19 protein-coding genes are annotated in these 23693 nt (G+C 69.6%); 7 read left to right on the forward strand and 12 right to left on the reverse strand.

The window, feature by feature from the left end:
* Positions 1-214 precede the first annotated feature (214 nt).
* The 10 genes from G7Y54_RS11410 to G7Y54_RS11455 all read right to left on the reverse strand — a co-directional run bounded on the left by G7Y54_RS11410 (position 215) and on the right by G7Y54_RS11455 (position 12553).
* Positions 215-1639 (reverse strand): phospholipase D-like domain-containing protein, encoded by a 1425-nt coding sequence (locus G7Y54_RS11410; RefSeq protein WP_165079471.1) that lies wholly within the window; start codon positions 1637-1639, stop codon positions 215-217.
* A gap of 240 nt (positions 1640-1879) precedes the next feature.
* A complete protein-coding gene (locus G7Y54_RS11415; RefSeq protein ID WP_165079472.1) occupies positions 1880-2302 on the reverse strand; it encodes a universal stress protein in 423 nt (140 codons plus the stop codon).
* Between the two features lie 126 nt (positions 2303-2428).
* On the reverse strand, positions 2429-6679 hold the full coding sequence (locus G7Y54_RS11420; RefSeq protein WP_165079473.1) for a 7TM-DISM domain-containing protein: 4251 nt from the start codon (positions 6677-6679) through the stop codon (positions 2429-2431).
* Between the two features lie 64 nt (positions 6680-6743).
* Positions 6744-7583 carry a tetratricopeptide repeat protein gene (locus G7Y54_RS11425; RefSeq protein ID WP_206214956.1) on the reverse strand — a complete coding sequence of 280 codons (840 nt, stop codon included), beginning with the start codon at positions 7581-7583 and terminating at the stop codon, positions 6744-6746.
* A gap of 137 nt (positions 7584-7720) precedes the next feature.
* A complete protein-coding gene (locus tag G7Y54_RS11430) occupies positions 7721-8434 on the reverse strand; it encodes a tetratricopeptide repeat protein (protein ID WP_165079474.1) in 714 nt (237 codons plus the stop codon).
* Entirely contained in the window at positions 8427-8564 is a 138-nt protein-coding gene (locus G7Y54_RS11435; protein WP_165079475.1) for a CcmD family protein, read from the reverse strand. Before G7Y54_RS11435 ends, G7Y54_RS11430 begins: the two co-directional genes overlap by 8 nt.
* A gap of 38 nt (positions 8565-8602) precedes the next feature.
* Entirely contained in the window at positions 8603-9265 is a 663-nt protein-coding gene (gene ccsA / locus G7Y54_RS11440; protein WP_165079476.1) for a cytochrome c biogenesis protein CcsA, read from the reverse strand.
* Positions 9266-9943, reverse strand: coding sequence for a heme exporter protein CcmB (locus tag G7Y54_RS11445; RefSeq protein WP_165079477.1), 678 nt, complete (start codon positions 9941-9943; stop codon positions 9266-9268). It abuts the gene before it with no gap.
* Positions 9931-10614 carry an ABC transporter ATP-binding protein gene (locus tag G7Y54_RS11450; protein WP_165079478.1) on the reverse strand — a complete coding sequence of 228 codons (684 nt, stop codon included), beginning with the start codon at positions 10612-10614 and terminating at the stop codon, positions 9931-9933. The genes G7Y54_RS11445 and G7Y54_RS11450 overlap by 13 nt, the downstream gene beginning before the upstream one ends.
* Positions 10607-12553 (reverse strand): cytochrome c-type biogenesis CcmF C-terminal domain-containing protein, encoded by a 1947-nt coding sequence (locus tag G7Y54_RS11455; protein ID WP_165079479.1) that lies wholly within the window; start codon positions 12551-12553, stop codon positions 10607-10609. The genes G7Y54_RS11450 and G7Y54_RS11455 overlap by 8 nt, the downstream gene beginning before the upstream one ends.
* 273 nt (positions 12554-12826) lie before the next feature.
* Between G7Y54_RS11455 and G7Y54_RS11460 the strand changes: the two genes are divergently transcribed.
* A complete protein-coding gene (locus G7Y54_RS11460; RefSeq protein WP_165079480.1) occupies positions 12827-14638 on the forward strand; it encodes an NAD-binding protein in 1812 nt (603 codons plus the stop codon).
* 45 nt (positions 14639-14683) lie between these two features.
* On the opposite strand, the gene G7Y54_RS11465 is transcribed toward G7Y54_RS11460, so the two are convergent.
* A complete protein-coding gene (locus tag G7Y54_RS11465; protein ID WP_165079481.1) occupies positions 14684-17428 on the reverse strand; it encodes a DNA polymerase I in 2745 nt (914 codons plus the stop codon).
* A 112-nt stretch (positions 17429-17540) separates the two neighbouring features.
* Between G7Y54_RS11465 and G7Y54_RS11470 the strand changes: the two genes are divergently transcribed.
* The 5 genes from G7Y54_RS11470 (at position 17541) to G7Y54_RS11490 (ending at position 22033) form a co-directional block, all read left to right on the forward strand.
* The gene (locus tag G7Y54_RS11470) at positions 17541-18668 is read left to right on the forward strand and encodes an ABC transporter permease (RefSeq protein ID WP_165079482.1); all 1128 of its coding nucleotides are present in this window, start codon (positions 17541-17543) and stop codon (positions 18666-18668) included.
* A 7-nt stretch (positions 18669-18675) separates the two neighbouring features.
* The gene (locus tag G7Y54_RS11475) at positions 18676-19578 is read left to right on the forward strand and encodes an ATP-binding cassette domain-containing protein (RefSeq protein WP_165079483.1); all 903 of its coding nucleotides are present in this window, start codon (positions 18676-18678) and stop codon (positions 19576-19578) included.
* Positions 19575-20540: an MlaD family protein gene (locus G7Y54_RS11480; protein WP_165079484.1), complete on the forward strand. Its 966-nt coding sequence runs from the start codon at positions 19575-19577 to the stop codon at positions 20538-20540. The genes G7Y54_RS11475 and G7Y54_RS11480 overlap by 4 nt, the downstream gene beginning before the upstream one ends.
* Entirely contained in the window at positions 20540-21139 is a 600-nt protein-coding gene (locus G7Y54_RS11485) for a PqiC family protein (protein ID WP_165079485.1), read from the forward strand. The genes G7Y54_RS11480 and G7Y54_RS11485 overlap by 1 nt, the downstream gene beginning before the upstream one ends.
* 207 nt (positions 21140-21346) lie before the next feature.
* The gene (locus tag G7Y54_RS11490) at positions 21347-22033 is read left to right on the forward strand and encodes a flavodoxin (protein ID WP_165079486.1); all 687 of its coding nucleotides are present in this window, start codon (positions 21347-21349) and stop codon (positions 22031-22033) included.
* A 129-nt stretch (positions 22034-22162) separates the two neighbouring features.
* Here the strand turns inward: G7Y54_RS11490 and G7Y54_RS11495 are convergent, their stop codons facing one another.
* Positions 22163-22813 carry a TetR/AcrR family transcriptional regulator gene (locus G7Y54_RS11495; protein WP_165079487.1) on the reverse strand — a complete coding sequence of 217 codons (651 nt, stop codon included), beginning with the start codon at positions 22811-22813 and terminating at the stop codon, positions 22163-22165.
* Between the two features lie 157 nt (positions 22814-22970).
* On the opposite strand from G7Y54_RS11495, the gene G7Y54_RS11500 reads away from it, so the two are divergent.
* Positions 22971-23669 (forward strand): DsbA family oxidoreductase, encoded by a 699-nt coding sequence (locus tag G7Y54_RS11500; protein WP_165079488.1) that lies wholly within the window; start codon positions 22971-22973, stop codon positions 23667-23669.
* Positions 23670-23693: the final 24 nt, after the last annotated feature.

Genomic DNA, 23693 nt, shown 5'->3' on the forward strand with positions numbered 1-23693 from the left:
CAGCCCGGGGCCGGCAGGCGGCGTCCGAGGGCTCCGTGGCGGGATTCGTGACGGGTTTCTATCCATACCCGAATACAGCGGAAATGGAAAGCGCCCATTCCATTCGCAGGGGGTGGATTTTTTGCGGGCGCGAAAATTTCCGCAAATAAATCCGGCATATTGCGCTGGGGCCACGCCGGCAAAAAAATCTTGCGGCGCCCCGGGCGGAGCCGCCTCAGAGATAGGGCGAAAAGAGCCAGCACGCCGCGTTGCGCAATTTCACGGGCAGCGGCTCGGCGTTGAGCTCGGCGAGGGTGATCTCCGTGCCCTTCTCCACGGCGGCGTCGATGAAAGCCGCGATGCCGGCGGCGAAGGACGGGTCGAAAATCTCCATGTTGAGCTCGAAATTGAGCCTGAGGGAGCGCGCGTCAAGGTTGGCCGAGCCCACCTGGGTATAATACTCGTCCACCACGAGCAGCTTGGTGTGCGCGAAGGGCGGCGGCTGGAGAAGGACGCGAACCCCGGCCGTGAGCAGGCCGGGCAACAGCCGGCAGGTGGCCCAGTTCATGTAGGGCAGGTTGTTCTTCGCGGGCAGCACCACGCGCACGTCCACCCCGCGCTGGCCGGCCGAGCGCAGGGAGCCCATGAGGTCGTGCGAGGGCAGGAAATACGGGGTCATGATGCGCACGCGCTTGCGGGCCATGTTGATGGCGCTGCAGATGAGGTCGTTGATCACGTCCGCATCGTTGCCGGGGCCGTCCACGACCACGCGGCAGTGGTGGTCGCCCGCGGCCTCGATGGGCATGGGCGGGGGCGGGGCATAGTCGCCCGTGCAGAAGCCCCAGTGCAGCACGAAGGCGTGGCGCAGGCTGCTCACCACGGGGCCCACGCAGCGGAAGTGCATGTCCTGGATGCGGTGCTTGCCCGCCGTGGCCAGGTTGCCGTCCGAAATATTCATGCCGCCGGTGAAGCCCACGGTGTCGCAGACGAGCACCTTGCGGTGGTTGCGCAGGTTGATGGAGAAGCGCGGCGGCACGAGCGAGGGCGGCAAAAAGCGCGCCGTGCGCACGCCGCGTCGCTTGAGCACCTCCCAGGGCTTGTGCCAGGAATAGAGCGCGCCCACGCCGTCCACCAGCACGCGCACGTCCACGCCACGGTCGGCGGCGCGGGTCAGGGCGTCCACAAAGGCGTGGCCGGCCTTGCCGGCATTGAAGATATAGGTGGCGAGAAACACATGCGACTTGGCGGCGTCGATGGCCTCGAGCATGGCGGGATAGGCCTCGTCCCCGTTGTGCAGGGGTGTCACCGCATTGCCGCCGCACAAGGGCACGCCGGTGAGGCGGCGCCCGGTGCCCGCAAGGATGACGGCTTCTTCTTTCTCCGGCTGGGATTCCGTGCCCGGCGGAACGGGGGAGCAGGCGCGCAGCGCCCGGGCCGGGTCATGGGCGGCCTCGCGGCGCAGGATCTTTTCCGCGTGGCTCTGGGCGCGGCTGATGCCAAAGAGCGCATAGAGCACGGGCCCCACGAGCGGCACGAGGAAGACACACGCCGTCCAGCCCAGGGCGGAGCGGGGGTCGCGCTTGGTCAGGAGCGCATGGATGGCCGCCACCCAGGAGAGGCTGTGGATGACGAGGCCCAGAAGGATATGGAAAACGAGCATGGCTACCGTGCAAGAAAGCGGTTACTGTCCGCGCGGGGGCTGGGACAAGGGCGGCCCCAACAGCGCGGAGCGTACAAGTTGTCCCGCACCACCGGCCGGAGCGCGCACAGCAAGCGCGGAGCCGTTGCCGCCAAGGGCGCCAAGCGGCCTTGCGGCTGCCCCCCGCTGGCGGAAACGCGCCTTCCGCGCAGCCCGCGCGGGCGCGGGGCCAGCAGGGAGGCCGCGTTTCAGGCAAAAGCCCTAGTTGCGCACCGCCAGAAGGTCCACGCCGGTATTGCGCAGCACCCGCTCGGTGATGGAGCCGAGCAGCATGTCGCTGATGCCGTCGCGGCCGTCGGTATACATGACGATGAGGTCGACCTTTTCCTCATCGGCGATGCGCACGATGGTCTCGGCGATGGTTCCCGGCTCCACGCGGGTGTGGAAGGCCGCGCCCGCATTTTCGAGAATCTCGATGATGGGGCAGAGCAGGGTCATGCCCTCGGCCGATTCTTCGCGCTGCAGCTCCACGCGCGCCTCGCCCCCCACCACCTGCGAGATGGGCTCGGTCACATGGAGCAGGACGATCTCGCCCGAGCAGACGGCCATGGCCTTGTCCAGGGCCTTCCGGGAGCGTTCGCCGCGGGATTCGCCGCTGACCGGCAAAAGAACCTTGCTGTACATGACGCCTCCTTTCGATTCGCGCCCCGGAGCGACCGCATGCCGCGCCATTGCCCGGGCCTTGCGTTTCCATGTTGGCATGTCGCGGCGCTTTGTGCAAGCCCGAAGCCCGCAACGGCCCATGCCGCCTCACCGGCGCTGGGTCAGGGCGATGCGGTTGCGCTCCACCGAGACCTCGAGCTCGGGGAGCAGGTCGCGCAGCGCGTTCATGTCGCCGGCGCGCCCGGCCCGCTCAACGCAGCGCGCCATGCGCGCGAGCACCCTGAAGCCGAAGCTCTCCGACTCTTCGGCAATGGCGGCCGCCGCCTGGGCGACCATCTGGCCGCGCCCCGCGGCATGGGCGGAAACGGCCTGGGCCATGGCAGCGTCCAGGCGCTCCACCAGGGCGAGGATGGCAGGGTCAGGGGCCTGGGCATCCGGGCCCTGCGTCCCGGGCGCGCCCGCTTGCGGCACGGGATCTGCCGTTGCCGGGGCCGCGGGCTCTGCCGGCGCAGGGGCGTCGGCCTCGTTGCGGGCCGGGGCAAATGCCGAAGAGACGGCGCTTGTCACAAGCGAGACACTTCTTTCCACAAAGTCCGTCACGCCGCCCGGAGCCTTGGGCGCGGGCTTTTCGGGGGCATCCACTGGTGTGGCGCCCACGATGAAATCCATGAACGAACCGCCCTCGTCGCCCTCGAAGGACGCCGCGGCACTTGCGGCCGCAGGCGCGGCTTCCCCGGGCGTTGCGGGCGCAGCCTCTGGCGCCGGCGGCTCCGGCTGAGGCGCCTTGCGCGGGATGGGCATGGGTTCGCCCACCCATTCCCCGGGCACGGGCACACTGGGGCTCGTGTAGCCGCTGCGCGGGGGCTGCACGGCGTGCGCCGGCCGCGATGGAGCCGGGCGCGCCTCTTCCTTCCGGGTTTCGCCGGGCCGGGGAGTTTCAGGCGCTTCCGGCGCCTCACGGCGCGCCACCGGCGTCCCGATGGGCATGGGCTCGCCCACCCATTCCCCGGGGCTCGCCAGGGCCGGGCTCACATAGACGGACGCCCGGGCGGCCGTCACCGGCGCGGCCGGCCGGCGCGCTGGGTCTGAACGTGATGGTTCGTGGCGCGGGGGCTCGGCCGCAAGGACTTGGGCAGCGTCCTGCGCGGCCCGCTCGCCTGCCTCATGGCCTTGTGCCGGGGCTGCCTCCCGGTCGACGGCTTCCGCCGGTTCCGCATCGGGCGCGGCCGGGGCGGAAGGAGCGTGCGGCATTGCCGCGCCCTGCCCTTCCGGCGTGCTCTCGGCCGCAAGCGCGGCCTCCACCGCATAGTCCATGAGGGAGGACGCGGGTTCGTCGGTGGCCGGCGCAGCGGCCGCCTCTTCGGGCTCTTCGAGAATATCGGGGGCCGGTGCTTCCGCTGCCGGCTCCGGCGCAGCCCCGGTTTCGGCCGGGCTTTCCGTCGCCCCAGGCGTGGCGGGCTCCTCGGGCTCTGCGGCCGGTTCGCCTCCCGGGGCCTGTCCTTCGGGCGCGCCGGCGCTTTCCGCCTGTTCCGCCAGCAGGAAGTGCCACTCCTCGCCGCTCAATTCGCCGGCGGCCTGTCCCTCCCCGACTTCAGGAGCCGGAGCGGCCGCTTCGGCAGTGGCTGAAACTTCCGCTTCTTCCGGCGCGGCCGGCGACTCCGGGGGAGGTGGCGCCGCTACAGCAGCGCCGGCATCCCCGGGAGCCGCCTCAGTTCGTTCGGTATCCTGTGCCGCCTCAGCTTCGGGGACAGGTGCCGCTTCCCGGGCCGCCTCAACATCCGCAGTCTCAGCCGTGGGGGCGGCCACCTCGGGCTGCGGGGCTTCCCCCTCACTTTCCGGGGCTCCGGTCTGCGACGGCGCCGCAGCTTCATCAGCATCCGCCGCCGTTTTCTGCGGCGCGGGCCGGCTGCGGCGCACCCCGCGCATCACGTCGCGCACGGTCTGGCGCAGCACCTCGGCGTCCACGGGCTCCAGCATGGCATGGGTGAAGCCGCTGTCCGCGAGCAGGTTCCACTGGCTGTCGTCCACGGTGACGGCCAGCACCTTGCAGCCGGAAAGGCCTGCCTCGGCGGCTGACTCCATGAACCTTGTCACCATGTCCGCCGCTGCGGGCAACGCATAACGCCCCTGCGCCACCAGAAGCACGGCGGGGTCGGCCTCATGGCGCCTGAGGGCCTCGTGCTCGCTCGCCGCCTCGCTCACGCGGCAGGAGAGGTCGGCCACCATGCGCGAAAGCTCGCGCCGCTGCTTAGGGTCGTCCGCCACGATGATGACATGCGCAAGGCTCGCGCCCTGCATGTCGTCCGCGCTGTCCTCCAGCGGCTCCAGATGCAGCGAAAAGGCGATGGTCGTGCCGTTGGGGCCGTATTCCATGCCCACATAGCCGCCATGGCGCGCGGCCAGCTCCCAGGCGCGGGCGAGCGCGAGGCTCGAGCGCTCCCGCGGGGGGGCGCCGCTGCCCGTATCCGTCACGGTGAAGAGGATATTGCCGGGGTCGCTGCTCTCGGGCACGCGCCGCGCCGAAAGATGCACCGCACCCTGCCGGGTTGCCCGCACCGCGCTTTCGAGCAGGAGGCCCAAGGTCTCGCCGAGCGTCTGCGCGTCGCCGCGATAGAGCTGGCCGAGATGCGGGGGCATGTACCAGGCAAGGCCGATGCCGGCATATTCCGCGGCCGGCGCGACAGCGCCGTGGGCTTCGCGCAGCAGGCGCTGGAGATCGAAGGCCGTGCCGGCCTCCCCGCCTTCAGCCTCCGGCGCGCCGTCGGCCGAAGTGCCGCCCTCCCCCGCGTCCGCATGGCTGAGCACGTCCGCCATGCGCCGCGCCGCATCCAGCATGGCCGCGGCATATTGCCGCACGGCCGGGGGCAGCGCGCATTGCTCGAGCGCCGCGCCCTCGCGCAACAGGTCGTCCAGCGGCGCGCGCAGGGCGCCCTCGCGCGCCTCGGCCCGGGCCCGCTCCGCCGAGCCCGCGTCCCGCGGGGCGGGGTCGCCCGCGCCGTCCCCGGATGCCTGGGCCTGGGGCCCGGCCGGGGCCTTGCCGCCCGAAACGAGGCGCAGGTTGGGGTCGTCCAGCGGATGGTCGAGATTGATGATGCCCCCCTCGTCCGCGTCCTTACCGTCAGCCGGGCGCGGCTTGGGAGCGGCGGCTTCCGCCGCCATGTCCGCCGGGGCGCCCGTGGCCGCGATGAGCAGCGCGCTCAGGGCGGTGCCCCACAGGGGCGCCGAGGCCAGCAGGTTTGGCGGGATGCCGAAATCCAGCCCGAGCAGCCCGGCGGCCACAAAGAGCGGCGGCAACAGGCAGCCGAGCAAAAAGCGGCGCGCCCCCCCGAGGCCCATGAGCCACGCGCCGAGAGCCGTGGGCACAAAGATCAGGGTGCCGGCGGGCCAGAGGTCGAGCCAGCGGTCGAGCCAGGCCCAGCCGGGCACGAGCGGCAGCAGGGCCAGCGCCGCGCCGGGCAGGGAAAGCAGGAGGAGCTGGATATCCAGCCCGCGGGCGCGCTGGCGCGTGCGCATGAGGTGGCGCCCCACATGCGGCAGGAGCATGAGCGCGATGCCCGGGGCCATGGTGGCCGCGGCATGGCCGAGCATGGAGCGGTGGGGGCCCGCGTCCGGCATGCCGAGCAGGGCCTGCCCGAGCGCCACGGCCACATATAGGGCCGTCCAGACGCGCCATTGCCCGTTTTCGGAGAGCCCGCGCAGAAGGCACAGGAGCATGACCACGCCGAGGGCGAGGATGGCGCCGGTGCGCGCGAGGCTGCCCCAGTTGGTGGCCGCGTCCGCCGGGGTGCGCACCATGGGCGAGAACCACGGGCCGGGCAGCCCGTCAAGGCGGATATAGCACGTGAGCGGTTCGGCGCCCGCCTCGGGCAGGAGCAGCACGTTGCGCTGCGCCGGGCTCGATTCGCGCCACTCCAGCGCGCCGCTCAGGTCATTGCGCTCCGGCTCGTAGAGCATGGGCGTACCGGGGATGCTCTCGCCCATGTCGAGCAGGAGGGTCGCCGGGCGCTCGCCCGCGGCCAGGGGCGCCAGCGTGAAGCGCAGCCACATGACGCCCTCGGTGCGCGGCAGCTTTTCGAGCGCAAGCGGGGCAAAGGCGTCGGCCCGGTCTGGCGCCGCGGCCTCCTCGATGTCGAGGCTGCCGCTTTCGTCCAGCAGATAGTCCAGATAGGGCAAGAGGGACAGGTTGGGGCCCGCGCCCGTAACGGGCAGCATGGCTTGCTGCGGCCGGGCGCCCGGTGTGCGCGACGCCTGCAACGCGGCGAGCGCCGGCGCCGCGGCGGCTTCGGCCTGCGTCTCGGCGCGGGCGGAGACTTCGGGCCGCGCTTCCGGCAACAGGGCGTCAGCGGCAAGGCTCGGCAGGGCCAGCGAAAGGAGCGCCAGCAGCACAACAAGGGCCATGCCCGGCAGGAAGGCCCCACGCGGGCGTCGTGCCGGGACTTTTCTCCCCAGGGTCGTCATAGCGTCATTGTCTCCGAATCGGCTCTTCCAGCCGCCGCACCATTTCCGAAACCGTGCGGCCGTCCGGCGCGCGCGCCTGCGGATTGAGCGTGAGCAGCCTGCGCCAGGCAGCGACCGCCTCATCCTTGCGCCCGAGGTCATTATAGAGCACCACGCCGGCATTAAACAGGGCGTTCTCGTGGCGCGGGTCAGCCGCGAAGGCCTTGCGGAAGCACTCCACCGCCTTTTCCGGCGCCTTGTTTTCCCGATACATGATGCCGAGATCGGTCAGTACGTCCGCATTACCCGGGGCGAGCGCCAGCGAGCGCTCATAGGCATGGATGGCTTCACTGACGCGGCCGGCGTCAAAAAAGAGGTTGCCGAGCTCCGTCCAGTTGCCGGCCGAAGAGGGATCCTTGCGGACGGCCGCTTCCAGCGAGGCGAGGCGCGCCGCCAGTTCGGGCGGCAGCCCGTGCGCGCCCCCGGCGCCGGGCGACGGTTGGGGAGCGGCCTGCGGAGCAGCCGCGGGCGCCGGCATCGGCTGCGGCGCGGCGGCGGTGTCGCGGCCACGCATGTCCTGAAGCACCCCGGGCAGGAGCGTCCCGAGATAGAGGCCGAGGACGAGGGTCAGGGCCATGCCCGCGATGCAGGTGGAGAGCCGCACCGCGCGGCCCGTGGCAGGACGCGCGGACGAGGCGTGCCCCGCAGGTTCCGGCCGCTTCGGCGCCTTCTTTGCGGCAGGCGCAACGGGAGGCGCCGCTGCCGGGGCCTCGGGCGCCTCGCCGGAAACGGATGTCTCTTCCTGGTTCACCACGGCCGGACGCCGCGGGGCGTCGGCATTCTTCCTGGATCTGCGACGGGCCATCTCCACCTCGCTCGGGCGCGCAGGGCGCCGGGCCGCATGCTCCAAAAAGGCACCGCCGCCGGGGGAAATGCCCGGCAACGGGCCGCGATTGTTTCTCTTTCTCTACAACCGGCGCACAAAAGAGGCAAGGGCGCGCATCAGCGCGTGCCGGCGCCGCCGGGCCGCGCGGGCCCTCCCTTTTGGGCGGTTTTGGCCGCCGGGGCCTTCCTGGCGGGTGCGCCCGCGGGCGTCTCCCGCGCCTCTCCTGTCACTCCTTTTTCTCCAGCGCCCTCCCCTGCGGATAGCGGGGCCTTTTCCAGCTCCTCGCGGATGCCCTGGCGCAGACTTTCGTCCGCGTCCGGGGCGTGCAGGGCCTCGGTCAGGTGTGCCACGCCCCGGGCCGGTTCGTTCAGGTAGTGGAGGTAGAGCACGCCCAGGCTGTAGCGCATGGCCGCGCTTTCCTTGTCCTTGAGCGCCTCTTCGAGGAGCTTCGCCGCCTCGGCGTGCTTGCCCTGGTTGTGGCGGATAACGCCGAGCAGGTAGCGCGTGCGGCCCTCGCGCGGGTCCAGCGCCAGGGCGCGCGTGGCGAAGCTCTCGGCGCCGTCCCAGCTGCCCATGGCCATCAGCCGCTCGGCGATCTCCACGAGGGCGGCCTTGTTGCCCGGGTCTTTCGACACTTCCTGCATGAGGCGCCCCACCTCGTCCGTGCCCGGGGCCGGGGCCTGCGCGGCGGGCTCGTGCGTGTGCCGGACGGTGAGGCCGGTGGACGTGAAGCGCTCCGCCAAGGAGGCGGCCAGCATGGCCACGAGCGCGATCCCGAGACTGATGACCAGCACCCGCGCGCGCGCCGGAATGGTGAATTCGCTAGCCACGGGCGCCGCGCTCCCGCCGGGCAAGGCGCAGGGCCAGCGCCCGCTGCCGGCCGCCCAGGAAGGCGAGATAGGCGCCGAGGCCGATCCAGACCGCGGCGTTGGCGCCCATGAGCCAGTACAGGGTGTCCATGGTTTCCTCCGTCAAAAAGAATGGCGCGGCAGCGCCGTTCAGTCGTCGTCTTCTTCCGCGGCGGCGTCCAGCCGGGCCGCGAGGTCGAGCTGGCGCTTGCGCACCCACACAAGGCCGGCCCAGAACAGGCCGAGCGCCAGCACGCAGGCCACGGCCGTGAGCTTCATTTCCGGCTCCAAGCCCCCCTCGCGGGAGGCGAAGACCGCCGGATGGATGGAGCGCCAGATGCGCGCCGACACAAAGACCAGCGGCACGTCCAAAAAGGCCGCCACACCCACCACCGCGCAGACGAGGCGCCGGCGCTCCGGGGCCATGTCCAGCCCGCGCAGGATCAGGTAGGCCGCATAGACGAACCACATGACGAGCGCGGTGGAGAGGCGCGGGTCCCACGTCCACCAGACGCCCCAGGAGCGGCGCGCCCAGATCATGCCCGTCACGAGGGTCAGGCCGCTGAAGAGCACGCCCACCTCGGCGGCTGCCGCGCACAGCCTGTCGGCCGCGTCGCTGCGGCGCAGGAGCACGGCGATGGAGCCCAAAAAGACGATGAAGAAACTGGCGAGCGCCCACCACGCGAGCGGCAGGTGCAGGTAAAAAATCTTCTGCATCAGGCCGAGGGTGGCTTCCTCCGGCGCATAGCACCAGATGAGCCACTGTACGCCGGCCATGGCGAGGGCACCGGCGAGGGCGAGCAGCTGGGGCATTTAGTCCTCCCCCGGATAGATGAAGCCGAACAGCACGAGGCCCGCGGCCAGAAAGACCGCATCAAAGGCCGCCGCCAGCCTGAGCCACGCCGAAGGGCCGTCCGGCGAGGGCGCTCCCAGGCACTGGGCGCCCACCCCGATGCCCGCCAGGAGGAGCGGCGTCAGCAGCGGGAACAACACGACCCCGAGCAGGGACTCGCGCCCGGACTGCCCCTGGCCCAGCGCCCCGAGCAGCGAACCCAGGGCGCACATGCCCGCATCCACGAGCGCGAGGGTCGCGAGGCCGGTGAGCGGCTGCGCCGTCACGCCCTGCCCGAGAAAGACCATGGCCGCCGGCAGGAAGACGGCCTGCGCCAGCAAAAGCAGCACCAGCCCGGCCGCGAGCTTGCCGAGCCACACCGCCTGCACGGGCGCGGGGCACAGCGCGAGGCCGAGGCGCGCGGCATTGACCTCCTCCAAATCATAGAGGCGGTTGAAGATGAGCACCTGCGAAAAGGCGGAGGCCAGCCAGAACATGGCGGCGGCCGCCTGCGGGCCCACCTTTTCGCCGGGCCCCTGCGCGAGGCTGAACACAAAGAGCAGGAGCAGCCCAAGCAGGAGCGCCTGAAAAAGCCCGTTGCCGCGCGCCAGCGTGAGCAGAAGGTCCTTGCGGGCGATGGCGAGGCTCAGGCGGAGCATGCGCCCCCCTCCCGGGCGAAAAAGTCCGCCGCAGGGCCGGCGTAGACGGCCTTGCCCCCGGCGAGCGCCAGCACGCGGTCGGCCAGGGGGGCGTCGCCGGCCAAATCATGGCTCACGAGCACCACGCAGGCGCCACGGCCGCGGGCGTCGCTGATCTCCCGGCGCAGGACGGCGCGCGAGGGCGCGTCGAGGCCGGTGGCCGGCTCGTCCAGCAGCAGGAGTTGCGGCGCCAGCATGAGCACCCGCGCGAGGTTGAGGCGCTGCGCCATGCCGCGCGAGAAGACGCGCGCCCGCTCATGGGCATGGCCGCCGAGGCCCACGCGCTCGAGCAGGGCAAAAAGCGCGTCCTCGTCGAGCGCGAGGCCGCACGCCGCGCGCCAGAAAGCGAGATTTTCCAGCGCCGTGAGGCCGGGATAGAGAAAGGTGGCGTGGCCCACATAGCCTACGCGCGCTTCCGCGCCGTCCGCCCCCCCGGAGACCACCACGCGGCCCGCGCTCGGCCGGGTAAGGCCGGCCATGATCTTGAGCAGGGTGCTCTTGCCCGCGCCGTTGCCCCCGGTGAGCAGCGTTACCGTGCCGTGAGGAAAGGCGGCGTCCACCTGACGCAGCACGCGCGCCGCGCCGTAGCGCTTGCCCACGCCCTCGAGCACGAGCGCCGCGTCTTCAGGCACGGGGCCCCCCGCCCTCGCGGCCCCGGCCGCGCCCGAGGCCCAGCAGCGGCAAAAGGCACATGAGCGCGCCGCCCACCCATATCCAGTTGACCAAAGGCTCGATGCTCACCTTCACATAGACGCGCAGATCCTCGTCCATGCCGAGAAGCGAGGCATAAATGTCCCGCGCGGGGCTTGAAATGACATCCACCTCGGAGAACTGCATGCTGCCGAACTTGGCATAGATGCGCCGCTCCGGCGCCACCACGCCCAGGGGCTTGCCGTCACGGCTCACGGCAAGGCGCGCCATGAGGTAGTCATAGCCCGGGCGCTCGCCATCGGCCACGGATTCCAGCGTCACCGTATAGCCGCCCACCTCGCCGCTCTCGCCCTTGGCGAGCAGCAGTTCCTTCTCTTGTGTGTAGGGGCCGGAAAAGGCGATGCCGAGGGCGAGGAGCGCGAGCCCCGCGTGCGCCCCCAGGGCCGATCGCGCCCGCGGGGAGCGGCGCACCGCCCCGCGCAGGAGCAGCGGCCCCATATCCACGAGGATGGCGATGGACGCGGCCGCGCTCACAAGCGCCGTGGGGCGCCGGTAGCCGAGCGCCCAGAGAGCCCCCGCCGCCGCCACAAACGCCCCTGCCGCCATGAGGAGGCGCGGCCAGTCGGCACCAGTCTTGGGCCCGCTCTTGGCCCCGCCTTCGGCCGCATCCGAGCCACCGCTCCACGAAAGCCAGGGGCAGGCCGCCAGAAGCACCAGCAAAAGCGCGCCCAGGGGCAGGCAGACGCGGTTGTAGAAGCCGGCCTCCAGCCCGCGCGGGGCGCTGGTCCACAGCTTGCTCAGCACCGGCCACATGGTCGCCACGAGGATGATGGCCGCGAGCGCGAGGAAGATCCACGCCACCAGCACAAGGGCCCCCTCGCGGCTCTCCGGCGAGGCCAGCGGGCGCCCCTGCGGCCCCACGCACCAGAGCGCCCACAGAGTGACGGCGAGCGCCGCCAGCACGAAGACGGAGAGCGGCGTGCCCACGCCGCCGTCGCCAAAGGCGTGGACGGACTGGATGACGCCGCTTCTCGTGAGATAGGTGGCGAAAAAAGCCATGATGACCGTGAGCGCCATGAGCCCGGCGGAGGCGCGGCCGAGCTTGCCGCTGCGGTTTTGCACGGCGAGGATGTGCAGCCCGGCGGTGGCCGCGAGCCACGGCAGAAGCGAGGCGTTCTCCACCGGGTCCCACGCCCAGTAGCCGCCCCAGCCCAGCTCCATGTAAGCCCACCAGGCGCCAAGCACGATGCCCGCGGTGAGCAGTACCCACGAGAGGAGGATGAAGGGGCGCGTAAGGCGGAACCAGCGCCCTTCGGCCGCGCCGTCGCCCGAGAGGAGCTGCGCGATGCCGAGGCAGGCAGGCACACCGAAGCCCGCATAGCCCAGAAAGAGCAGGGGCGGATGGAAGATCATGCCCGGGTTCTGCAAAAGCGGGTTCAGGCCGTTGCCGTCCGCCGGGGCCGGCTCCTGCATGATGAAGGGATTGCTCCAGCTCGTGAGCAAGAGGCAGAAAAAGGCGAGGATGGCGCAGTTGAAGGCCTCGTACCAGAGGCGCGTGCGCGGCGTGAGGCCGGCGTGGGCGCGCGTGACCGCGAAGATGCAGCCGCACAGCGCGGCCGCCAGCGCCCAGAAGAGCAGCGAGCCGGGCTGGCCGGCCCAGAAGGCCGTGAGCCGGTAAAAGAGCGGCAGGATGGCGTCCGTGTAGGAGGCCACATATTCCACGCGATAGTCCTGCCAGAACAGGGCGTGCAAAAGGCACGCGGACGCGAGGAACAGGGCGCCGGCAACGCCCCACTGGGCTTTTTCGAGCAGGCGCAGGTGGTCGCTCCGGCCCTGCCAGAGCTGGAGCAGCGCCATGCCCCCGCCGCCCAGCGCGCAGAGCAGGGCTACGAGAAGCATGGCATAGGCGAAGACATACATGGGCATTCCTTGCGGGGCCTTGAAGGGGGATGCCGCGCGCCGGGGCTGGCCCCGGGCCGGGCCTGTGATGGACAGCCTGACAGATACTTCGCCATGCGCCGCCTGTCAACGGGACGCGGCATTGCGGCGGACGCATTTTCCGGCCCGCGCGCGACCGTCCCGGCCCCCGCCGCCGGGATTTCCGCTCGACCTTTTGGGCGGCGTTTGGCACACTGGTGCCCCCCGAGACCAGGCGCGCCGGCCACGCCCCGCGCCGCAACGGCGAGCGCAGCCATGAAATTCGTCCCCGCACAGGTCAGCTTCTTTCTCAAGCAGCACAGCGTGCGCCGCAATCTCGTCGCCCTCACGCGCTTCATGGCCATGCTCGTGGGGCTCATTATCCTCTATTCCGCGCTCTTCCACGTCATCATGCGCTACGAGGGGCACGACTATTCGTGGATCACCGGCCTCTACTGGACGCTGACGGTGATGACCACCCTTGGCTTCGGGGACATCACCTTCCATTCCGACCTCGGCATGGTCTTTTCCATCGTCGTCCTGCTTTCGGGCGTGATGCTGCTGCTCATCATGCTGCCCTTCGCCTTCATCCAGTTCTTCTACGCGCCCTGGCTCAAGGCGCAGGAGAAGGGCCACACGCCGCGCGCCGTGGCCGCGGACATGAAGGGCCATGTCATCGTGGTGAGCTCAAGCCCCATCGCGCTCAACCTCGTGGACGACCTTAAGAATTACGGCGCGCGCTGTGTCCTGCTCTGCAATGACACCCAGAAGACCCTCGACCTGCTCGACCGCGGCTACGACGCCATCGTGGGCGAGCACGACTCCGCCACGGTGTACCGCAATCTGCGCCTCGCCGAGTCGGCCATGCTCGTGGTGCTGGACAGCGACGTGCGCAACACCAACATCGTCTTCACCGCGCGCGACGTGTCCCCGGACGTGCCCATCGTGGCCTCGGCCCAGAGCGAGGACGCCATCGACATCCTGCGCCTTGCGGGCAGCACCCGCGTTTTCCAGTTTCATCGCCTGCTCGGCGAGGCGCTCGCCCGGCGCGTGCTCAACGCCAACGCCCGCTTCAGCATCGCGAGCCGCTACAAGGAGCTCGTGGCCGCGGAGGGGCCTGTCATGCGCACGCCGCTCGTGGGCAAGTCGCTCAGGAAGAGCGGCCTGCGCAACGCCTCCGGCGCCAATGTCGTCGGCCTGTGGGAGCGCGGGCGCTTTGTCCTGCCCGGGCCGGACACGGTGCTCACGGCCACCATGGTCATGGTCATCGTTGGCGACATGCAGCAGATCCAGGCCGCCAACGCCTTCTTGAGCGAAAAAGACGCCACGGAAGCCGCGGCCGCCAAAGGCGCCCCCAAGGCCGAGACGCCCCCGGCCGACGGCACGCAGATGAAAGCGGACGCCGGGGAGAAGAAAAAGGACAAGCCGGAGGAAACCGGGGTGGTCATCCTCGGCTGCGGGCGCGTGGGCCGGGACGCCGCGCGCCAGCTCGAGCGCAGCGGACGCCCCTACAAGGTGGTGGACAAGACGCCCAAGAGCGGCTTCCTCAAGGACCACCTCGTCATCGGCGACGCCGCGGACCTCGAGGTGCTGGAGCGCGCGGGCATCCGCACCGCGCCCTCGGTCATCATCACCACGCACGACGACGACACCAACATCTACCTCACCCTCTATTGCCGCCGCCTGCGCGAGGACATCCAGATCATCAGCCGCGCCACGCTGGACCGCAACGTGGGCATCCTCCACGCCGCCGGGGCCGACCTCGTGCTCTCGCTGGCCTCCATGGTCACGAGCAGCATCATCAACCTGCTCGCGCCGGGCAAGGTGCTCATGATCAGCGAGGGGCTGAACATCTTTCGCGCCAGCGTGGGCAAGAGCCTCGCCGGCAAGCCGCTCATGGGCAGCGGCATCAGGAGCCTCACGCATTGCAGCGTGGTGGCCCTGCGCGGGGCCGACGGCATCCTCCACGCCAACCCGGACCCGAGCCACGTCTTCGAGGAAGGCGAGGAAATGTACCTCATCGGCGATTCGGAAGCGGAAAAGACCTTTTACGAGACCTTCGGCAAGAACGAGCCGCTGACGGCGTGAGGACAGCCGGGCCTTAAGGCTCCCGGGCGCCCCGCATCTCATGCCCTAGTGCGCGCTCCCCCAGTCGCGGCCCGTGCCCCAGTCCACCACCAGCGGCACGGAGAGCGTAACGCCGCCGGGCCTCACCGACTCCATGAGGGCGGCCACGCGCGCCCCGGCCTCCCTGGCGCCGGCTTCGGGCAGCTCCAGCACGAGCTCGTCATGCACCTGCAGCACAAGGCCTGCCTTGAGGCGGCGCAGCTCCGCATCTTCGGCCGCGGCGATCATGGCGAGCTTGATGACATCCGCGGCCGAGCCCTGGATGACCGTGTTCACGGCCTGGCGCTGGGCCTGCGCCGCGGTCTGCCCGTTGGCCGAGAGGATGCCGGGCAGCCAGCGCCGCCGCCCGGCCAGCGTCACCACATAGCCGCGCTCGCGCGCGCCCTCGATGACGCGCTCGTAAAAGGCCTTGAGGCCCGTGAGGCGCGCGAAATAGCGGTCAATGAAGGCCCGCGCCTCGGCCGTGGAAATTTTGAGCTCCTGTCCGAGCTTGTTGGCGCCCATGCCGTAGATAAGGCCGAAATTGATGGTCTTGGCCATGCGCCGCTGGTCCGGCAGCACCTTGTCCTGCGGCAGGTCGAACACGAGGGCCGCGGTGCGGGCGTGGATGTCCTCCCCCTCGCGGAAGGCGTCCAGGAGGGCCGGGTCCTGCGACATGTGGGCGAGGATGCGCAACTCTATCTGCGAATAATCCGCCGAGACGAGGGCGTTCCCCGGGCCGGCCACGAAGCAGGCCCGCATGCGCTTGCCGAGCGGCCCGCGCACCGGGATGTTCTGGAGATTGGGATTGCTCGAGGAGATGCGGCCCGTGGCCGTGGCCTCCTGGTTGAAGGTGGTGTGGATGCGGTCATGCGCGTCCATGTGCAGGGGCAGGGGCTCGAGATAGGTGGAGCGCATCTTCTCCAGCTTGCGGTACTGGAGGATGTTCTGCACGATGGGCGCGTCCGGCGCGAGGCGTTCCAGCGTCTCCTGGCTGGTGGAGGGCTGGCCGCCGCGGGTCTTCTTGGGCGCGGGCAGGTGCAGCCGCTCGTACAGGATCTCGCCGAGCTTCCGCGCGGAGCGGATGTTGAACTCGCCGCCGGCCTCGGCATAGACCTCGCGCGTGAGCGTATCGAGCTCACGCTGCACGTCGTCAAGAAAACTGCGGAAGGCCGCGGGGTCGATAGCGATCCCGCGCTCCTCCATGGCGGCGAGCACGGGCACCAGCGGCAGCTCCAGCTTTTCATAGAGCCGCGTGAGCTCGTTGGCCGCAAGCTGCGCCGAGAGCGTGTGCGCCATACCCAGGCCCACGATGGCCGGCCCGCGCCCCTCGAGGCCCAGGGCGTCGCTCCAGCGGGCGGCAAGGCGCGACCAGCCGTATTCCCCGGCCTCCGGCCCGAGCAGGTAGGCCGCGAGCCCCAAGTCGAGCACGCGGACCTTCAGCAGCCCCTTCCAGAAGGGCGCGGCCAGAAGCAGGCTCTTCAGGTCGGCCACGGCCACTTCCGCCGCCTTTTCCGCCCAGGCGCACAATGCCGTCATGGGGCCTGTCCACGCATATTCCGTCACACTGGCGAGCGCGGTTGCCGGCGCGGGCTCCACGCCCCCGGCCTGCGCCTCGGCCGGCCCCACGGCCACGCGCGGCGGCCGGGCTGCGCCCTCGGCCCAGATAAGGGCCACAGTGCGCCCCGCACAGGGCGGAAGCTGCGCCACTTCCGCCACTTCCTCGGCGGCGGGTATGGCGGGCACGCCCAGTTCGAGCTGTGCGCCACCCTTCCCGGCCCCGGCGGGGGCATCTCCGCTCGCATCCCGGGCCGCTTCCGCCGGGTCTTCGGGTGCGCCCGCCACCGCCGCGGCCATGTCCGGCGCTGTCACATGGGGCGCCCCGGCCTGCACGAGGGCCGCTATCTCGCGCCTGAGCGCGAAGAGCTCGTATTCCTGCGCCAGCGCCCGGCATTCTGCGATATTGATGGGCCCCACGGCGAGCGCGGCAAGGTCAATATCCGCGCACACGCCGCGCGAGAGCCTGGTGAGTTCGCGCCACGTGAACATGTCCTCAAGGTGCGGGCGCAACTTGTCCTGCAACTTGGGCGGCAAAAGGGCGAAATGATCCCGGATGTCCTCCAGCGTGGGGCAGATGGCGAAGATCTGGCGCGCGGTCTTGGGGCCGATGCCGGGCACGCCGGGGATATTGTCGCTCGCGTCGCCCACGAGGGCCTGCACGTCGGCCCACTGGGCCGGGGTGACGCCGTTCTCGGCCTCGAAGTCCGCCTCGGTGATGAGGCGCTCGTTCTTGGAGCCCGGGTCCCACATATAGACATTGGGCGCGAGGCACTGCTTCAAATCCTTGTCGCCGCTGATGATGACCACGGGCAGTTCCGGCGCGAAGCGCGCGGCGAGAGCCGCGATGCAGTCGTCGGCCTCGCAGCCCCGGGACTCCTCGAAGGCGAGGCCGAGCGCGTGCACCATGCGCTCGATGGGCGGGAGCTGTTTGGCGAGGTCTTCGGGCATGGCCTCGCGGTTGGCCTTGTAGCCGGCATAGATCTCGTGGCGGAAGTTCTTGCCCCGGCCGTCCTTGAGAAAGAGGAAATGCTTGGGCTTTTCCTCGCGCAGGATGCGCAGGAGCACGCGCGTGACCACCACGAGGGCATTGGTGGGGAAGCCGTCGGAGCGCTGCATGTGGCGGTTGGCGAAAAAGCCCCTGTAGATGAAGGCCGTGCCGTCCATGAGAAAGACGGGGTCCGCGTTGAGGCCGAGACGTTGCTTGAGCGACATGGCACCATCCAGCAGAGGGGCGCGCCCGGCCTGAAGGGCCGGGGCACCGGAAAAAAGTGTCGGGAGCGCGACACGCTTGCGCTTACCGAGCCGCGTGGCGTATGATAACGGCATGGAATCGAGCCCGCAAGTGACGGCTGGCGCCGTCGGCGGCGTCTGGCGCGTCAGCGTGGGCGGCTGCTGGAACCTGGACACCCCGTGGCCGCCCACGGCGGACGCGGCGCTCGCCGGCCTTGCCGACCAGCGCCTGACCGGGCTCACCCTCACGGCAAGCGGCCTCGATTCGTGGGACAGCAGCCTGCTCGTCTTCCTCGTGCAGCTCGTCAGGCGCGCGCGGGCGCGCAAGCTCAAGGTCACGCTCGACCTCCCCGAGGGGCTCAAGCGCCTCATCGAGATGGCTTTCGCCGTGCCCCCCCGCGCCGGCGCCGAACGCGAGACCGAGCGCGGCGACACCCTCGAGCGCATCGGCGCGGCGGCGCTGGCGCTCCCCCCGCGAATCGCGGATTTTCTCTCCTTTCTGGGCGACGTGAGCATCGCCGTCTGGAACCTCGTCATCGGCCGCTCGCGCATGCGCTCGCGCGACTTCATCAGCGCCATGTATGAATGCGGCGTGCAGTCGCTGCCCATCATCTCGCTCACGAGCATGCTCTTCGGGCTCATCCTCGCCTTCGTGGGCGCGGTGCAGCTCACCCAGTTCGGCGCGCAGATCTATGTGGCGGGGCTCGTGGGCATCGGCATGCTGCGCGTCATGGGCGCGGTCATGGTGGGGGTGGTCATGTCGGGCCGCATCGGCGCGGCCTATGCGGCGCTCATCGGCACCATGCAGGTCAACGAGGAGGTGGACGCCCTCGAGACCCTCGGCATCTCGCCGGTGGACTTCCTCGTTCTGCCGCGCGTGCTCGCGCTCACGCTCATGGTGCCCCTGCTCACCATCTATGCCGACCTCATGGGCATCATCGGCGGCTTTCTCGTGGGCACGCTCATGCTGAACCTCAACCCCATGGAATATCTCCACGCCACGGCGCAGATGGTGCCCTACCGGCAGATCCTCATCGGGCTTGTTTACGGCACCCTGTTCGGCGTGGTCATCGCCATCGCCGGCTGCTACCAGGGCATGCGCTGCGGCCGAAGCGCCATGGCCGTGGGCCAGACCACCACGCGGGCCGTGGTCAATTCCATCGTGGGCATCATCGTCATGACGGCCATTATCACCATCATCTGCAACGTGCTCGGCGTGTGAGGGACATATGGCCGATACCCCGCTTGCCTCCACCGCTGCCACAGCCGGCCCGCCGCCGGATTCGGCCCTCAGCGTGCGCGACCTGCAGGTGGGCTACGGCTCCTATGTGCTCATGCGCCATGTGACGTTCGAGGTGCGCAAGGGCGACATCTTCTTCATCATGGGCGGGTCGGGCTGCGGCAAGAGCACGCTTTTGCATGTGCTCATGGGCCTCAAGCGCCCGCAGGCCGGCAAGGAATTTTTCGGCAAGGTGGATTTCTGGGACGGCACCGAGGCCCAGCGCCGCGCCGCCATGCGCCACGCCGGCGTGCTCTTCCAGAGCGGCGCCCTCTGGAGCTCCATGACGCTCGCCGAGAACGTGGGCCTGCCGCTCCAGCAATATACGGACCTCGACGACGACGAGATCCGCGAGCTCGCCTCGCTCAAGCTCGCGCTCGTGGGCCTCGCGGGCTTCGAGGATTATTATCCCTCGGAAATCAGCGGCGGCATGAGCAAGCGGGCGGGCCTCGCGCGGGCGCTGGCGCTGGACCCGGAGATCCTCTTTCTCGACGAGCCCTCGGCCGGGCTGGACCCGGTGAGCTCCAACCTCCTGGACGAGCTCATCCAGGAGCTGCGCGACACGCTGGGCGCGACCTTCGTCATCGTGTCGCACGAGCTCGCGAGCATCTTCAGCATCGCCACCAACGGCATCTTTCTCGACGTGAAGACGCGCACGGTGACGGCAAAAGGCAACCCGCGCGCGCTCGCCGAAGACCCGCACACCCAGGAGGACGCCCTGCTCTTCCTCACGCGCGGCGGCAAGAACCCGCTCCGGCCGCAAGGCTGCCCGGCGGTATCCCCCGCGCCTCCCGGCGGGACGCCCGCAGCAGCCGCTTCCCCCGAACCACGGGCCAAGGACGAAAACGCATGACTCCGCAAGCATACAAAACCATGGTGGGCGCCTTCGTGGTGGGGGGCATCGTGCTCTTCACCCTGGGCATCATCCTGCTCGGCGGCGGGCGCCTGTTCAACAACGACGTGGAATATGTGCTCTATTTCGACGGGTCGGTAAGCGGCCTTTCCATCGGCGCGCCCGTGGTCTTCCGCGGCGTGCCCATGGGCAGTGTCACCCAGATAAGCCTCGTGGCCAACGCGCGTGACTCCAACGTGACCATCCCGGTCACCATCCGCATCGACGAGCGCAGCTTCATCCGGGCGAGCGGCCGGGCCCTTTCCGAGTCCGCCCAGCAGGAGATCATCCGGCGCATGGTGGAGCGCGGCCTCAGGGCGCGCCTCCAGCTCCAGAGCCTCATCACGGGCCAGTACCGTGTGGAGCTCGACTTCTTCCCCGATACGCCCATGAATTTCCGCTCGGCCACGCCGGACCTCGAGATACCCACGGTGCCGTCGCCCATCGACACGCTCCAGCGCACGCTTGCGCGCATCCCCATCGACCAGCTCATGGGCGCGCTCTCCAACATCCTCGAAAATGTCTCGGCCGCCGTAGGCAACGGCCAGCTCAAGGCCGGCATCGAGGCCTTCACCGCCACCTTCACGGAGACGCAGCGCCTGCTCTCCGACAGCCCACTCAGGCACTCGCTGGAAAGCACGCTCTCGCAGGTGGACGGCGCCACCCGCGCCATGCAGAAGGAGCTCCCGGGGGCGCTGGCCTCCTTCCACTCGGCCATGGACAATCTCGCCCTGGCGGCGGAGCGCCTGCGCCGCGTGGCCGACTCCGCCGAGAACACGCTCGGCCGCGACTCGCCCACCATGAACGAGGTGCGCCGCCTGCTTACGGAATCCATTTCCGCCGTGCGCTCGCTGCGCAACCTCGCGGACATGCTCGAACGCAACCCCGAAGCCCTGCTCATGGGCAGGCAAGGAAAACGCTGATGGCCCGCATACTCACCCTCCTGGCCCTTCTCGGCCTCGGTCTCGCGGCGCTCGCCGGCTGCGGCCGCAGCACGCCCACCAATTATTACCTCCTCGAAAGCGGCATGCCGCCCGTGACGGCCGACGAGCTGCCGCCAGCCACCCTGCGCGTGGCCATGGTGGAGGTGCCGAGCTACCTCAACCGCAACAATATCGTGAGCCGCGTTGCGGGCGAGACACGCCTCATCCTCGCCGAGTTCCACCTCTGGGCCGAGCCTGTGAGCAACGGCGTGCGCCGCGTGGTGGAGGAGACGCTGACCCCGCCCCTGCTCGAGGCGGGCGTCACCGTGCTGCCCACGGGCACGGCCAATGGCGGGGACTATGTGCTGCTCATCGACGTGCAGCGCCTGGACGGCAATTTCAACGAAAAGGCCGTGCTGGAAAGCCGCTGGACCCTGCTGGACAGGAAGGAGGCGCCGCTCGCCGACGGCATCTTCGCCGCCGAGGAAATGGTCGAGGGCAGCGACTATAATGTGCTCGTGGCGGCGGAAAGCCGCCTCGTGCGCCGCATGGGCGACTATCTTGCCGAAAGGCTGCCGCCGCTGCTCAAGCGCCGCTGAGGCAGGCGGGCCCGCAGCTGCCGACGCGCGAAGATTTCAGGCAAGGAATTGCCGTTCGCGCCGCTTTACGGACGCACGCGGCCCGCGCTATCCTGCGCCTGACGGGGCAGGGCTCTCCCTGCCGCCTACCGCGTTTTTGCGGCCGGCTTCCGGCTGTGGAAACGCGCCCCCCAGCCCGCGCGGCAACGCCGCGCAAGGAGGTTCCCCATGGCTGCCACTTTTCGCCCCTCCCGGCGCTTCTTCCTGAAACAGGCCACGGCCGGCGCCCTGACGCTGGGCCTGCTGCCCCTCGTGGGCTGTGCCGCCCCGGCCTGGGGCGCGGAGGCCCAGGCTCCGGCCGCTGGCGCCGCTGCCGCGGCCAAACCCAAGAAGCCGCTGGTGGTCTATTTTTCCCACAGCGGCAACACGCGCAAGCTCGCCGAGATCATCCACAAGAAGGTGGGCGGCGACATTCTCGAAATCGAGCCCGCCACGCCCTACCCCTCCGACTACCAGGCCACGGTGGACCTCGCCAAGAAGGAGCAGCAGGAGAACGCCCGCCCGGCCGTGAAAACAAAAATCGCCAACCCGGACGAATACGGCGTCATCTTCCTCGGCTACCCCAACTGGTGGAGCAGCATGCCCATGCCGGTCTGGACCTTCGTGGAGCAGAACAAGCTCGACGGCCACACCATCGCCCCCTTTGACACGCATGGCGGCGGCGGGCTCGGCCACAGCGTGGACGACCTCAAGAAGCTGGTGCCGCACTCCAAGGTGCTCAAGGGCCTCGCCGTGCGCGGCACGGCCGCGGGCGGCGCGGAAAAGGACGTGGAAAAGTGGCTCGAAGGGCTCGGCAACGCCCTCATCATGACCACCATTGGCAACCCGGCCATCTATCCCGACGGCGCGTACTGAGCTTTCAACACCTGAACGCAGAAGGGTCTTGCGCCGCAGAGGCGCAAGGCCCTTCATGTTTGGGGTGAGGCCGGCCCCACCCTGATTTTTTCCGCCGCGCCCGAATGCCAGGCACGCCTTCGGGCATTTTCACTGCTTCGCTTCTTCCACTCCCATAACTGGCGGCAAAAGTTTCACCCCGCGCAGGGCGATGGCGAGCAATTCCGCCTGGCAGATGTCCCGCTCGCGCGCCTGAAGGGTCAGGCCCTCGAAATAATTGGTCAACGAGCCGGTAATGGCCGGGATGTCAGAATCCGCCGGGATTTCCCGGTCGCGCACGGCCTTTTTCAGCCGCTCGCGGAAGACCTGGCGCGTGTCCGCGCGCATGTTCGCGATGGTGGCGAGGATGCGCTCTTCCCTGGCGGGCAGCGTCAGGGCGGAAAACACGGTCAGGCAGCCGCAGGGGGCGTCGGGCGAAAGCAGTATCCGCGCCGTGGCGGCGAAAAGATTTTTTGTCGCCTCATATAAATTTTCCTCGCCGAGATAGCGCGCGAAGACCGGCCCCCAGTAGGTCGCCTTGTAAAAGGCCAGCGCCTCCAGAAAAAGCTCGGCCTTGCTGCCAAAGGCGCAGTAGAGGCTTGGCGACTTGATGCCCATGGCCCGGCAGAGCTGGCTCATGGTGGTCTGCATGTAGCCCTGCTCCCAAAAGAGCCTGAGCGCGTTGCGCAGGGCGAGCTCACGGTCGAATTCCCGCGGGCGCCCCCGCTGGGAGCGCTTTTGGGCAACTGGCTCTTCGGTCATGGGCCCCTCCCCGCGCTGCGGCGAAAATCCGGCCGCGCCTGCCATTGCATTTTTTTTTGCCAAGTGCTATAAAATCTTCACGGCGGAAAGCTCCGCCCCGGCGGCCATTTGTGCCGATGGTAGTTCACTTCCCCCTTCAAGGCAACGGAGAACGCACATGCACATCATATACTGGAGCGACTACGCCTGCCCCTATTGCTACATCGCCGAGCGCCGGCTGCACAACGCCATCAAGGCGCTGGGCATGGATGGCGAGGTCACCTTCGAGCCCCGCGCCTTCGAGCTCGACCCGGGCGCCCCCAGGACGGTGCAGTCCGACACGGCCACCCGCTTTGCCCGCAAATACGGGCTGCCGCTCGCGCAGGCCCAGGCCCAGATCGAGCACATCTCGGCCCTCGGGCGCGAGGCGGGCATCGACTTCCGCTATGCGACCACCCAATATACCAACACCTTCGACGCCCACCGCCTGATGAAGCTCGCGCTCGCCAGTGGTGACAAGGAAATCGCCGCCAGGACCAACGAGCTGCTCTTCGCGGCCTATTTCACCAAAAACCTCAAGCTCGCCGACGAGTCTACCCTTCTCGGGGTGGGTGAGGAGGCCGGCCTCGAGCGCGAAAAGATCCTCGCCATGCTCCATTCCGACGAATTTGCCGACGAAGTGCGCGCCGACGAGCGCGCCGCGGCCGAGCGCGGTGTGCGCGGGGTGCCTTTCTTCCTCTTCCCGGACGGCATGACCATCCCCGGGGCCATCTCCGAGCGGGACTTCAAGGAATTGTTGCAGCGCAACCGCACGAGCGCCCCGGCGGCGCAGCAGTGCGGCCCCGACGGCTGCGCGGTGGATTTCGGCCGCAAATAACCGCCGCAACGCCGGCCCATTCCC

The organism is Desulfovibrio sp. ZJ746 (assembly GCF_011039155.1).
Taxonomy (GTDB): Bacteria; Desulfobacterota; Desulfovibrionia; order Desulfovibrionales; family Desulfovibrionaceae; genus Desulfovibrio.

What these genes read in the sequence shown, in the direction of transcription:
- G7Y54_RS11500 (WP_165079488.1), top strand. Translation starts at nt 22,971, where the DNA reads ATGCACATCATATACTGGAGCGACTACGCCTGCCCCTATTGCTACATC.
- G7Y54_RS11485 (WP_165079485.1), top strand. Translation starts at nt 20,540, where the DNA reads ATGGCCCGCATACTCACCCTCCTGGCCCTTCTCGGCCTCGGTCTCGCG.
- G7Y54_RS11475 (WP_165079483.1), top strand. Translation starts at nt 18,676, where the DNA reads ATGGCCGATACCCCGCTTGCCTCCACCGCTGCCACAGCCGGCCCGCCG.
- G7Y54_RS11420 (WP_165079473.1), bottom strand. Translation starts at nt 6,679, where the DNA reads ATGGCCCTTGTTGTGCTGCTGGCGCTCCTTTCGCTGGCCCTGCCGAGC.
- G7Y54_RS11480 (WP_165079484.1), top strand. Translation starts at nt 19,575, where the DNA reads ATGACTCCGCAAGCATACAAAACCATGGTGGGCGCCTTCGTGGTGGGG.
- ccsA (WP_165079476.1), bottom strand. Translation starts at nt 9,265, where the DNA reads ATGCCCCAGCTGCTCGCCCTCGCCGGTGCCCTCGCCATGGCCGGCGTA.
- G7Y54_RS11470 (WP_165079482.1), top strand. Translation starts at nt 17,541, where the DNA reads ATGGAATCGAGCCCGCAAGTGACGGCTGGCGCCGTCGGCGGCGTCTGG.
- G7Y54_RS11490 (WP_165079486.1), top strand. Translation starts at nt 21,347, where the DNA reads ATGGCTGCCACTTTTCGCCCCTCCCGGCGCTTCTTCCTGAAACAGGCC.
- G7Y54_RS11435 (WP_165079475.1), bottom strand. Translation starts at nt 8,564, where the DNA reads ATGGACACCCTGTACTGGCTCATGGGCGCCAACGCCGCGGTCTGGATC.
- G7Y54_RS11495 (WP_165079487.1), bottom strand. Translation starts at nt 22,813, where the DNA reads ATGACCGAAGAGCCAGTTGCCCAAAAGCGCTCCCAGCGGGGGCGCCCG.
- G7Y54_RS11445 (WP_165079477.1), bottom strand. Translation starts at nt 9,943, where the DNA reads ATGCTCCGCCTGAGCCTCGCCATCGCCCGCAAGGACCTTCTGCTCACG.
- G7Y54_RS11465 (WP_165079481.1), bottom strand. Translation starts at nt 17,428, where the DNA reads ATGTCGCTCAAGCAACGTCTCGGCCTCAACGCGGACCCCGTCTTTCTC.
- G7Y54_RS11415 (WP_165079472.1), bottom strand. Translation starts at nt 2,302, where the DNA reads ATGTACAGCAAGGTTCTTTTGCCGGTCAGCGGCGAATCCCGCGGCGAA.
- G7Y54_RS11425 (WP_206214956.1), bottom strand. Translation starts at nt 7,583, where the DNA reads ATGGCCCGTCGCAGATCCAGGAAGAATGCCGACGCCCCGCGGCGTCCG.
- G7Y54_RS11460 (WP_165079480.1), top strand. Translation starts at nt 12,827, where the DNA reads ATGAAATTCGTCCCCGCACAGGTCAGCTTCTTTCTCAAGCAGCACAGC.
- G7Y54_RS11410 (WP_165079471.1), bottom strand. Translation starts at nt 1,639, where the DNA reads ATGCTCGTTTTCCATATCCTTCTGGGCCTCGTCATCCACAGCCTCTCC.
- G7Y54_RS11455 (WP_165079479.1), bottom strand. Translation starts at nt 12,553, where the DNA reads ATGTATGTCTTCGCCTATGCCATGCTTCTCGTAGCCCTGCTCTGCGCG.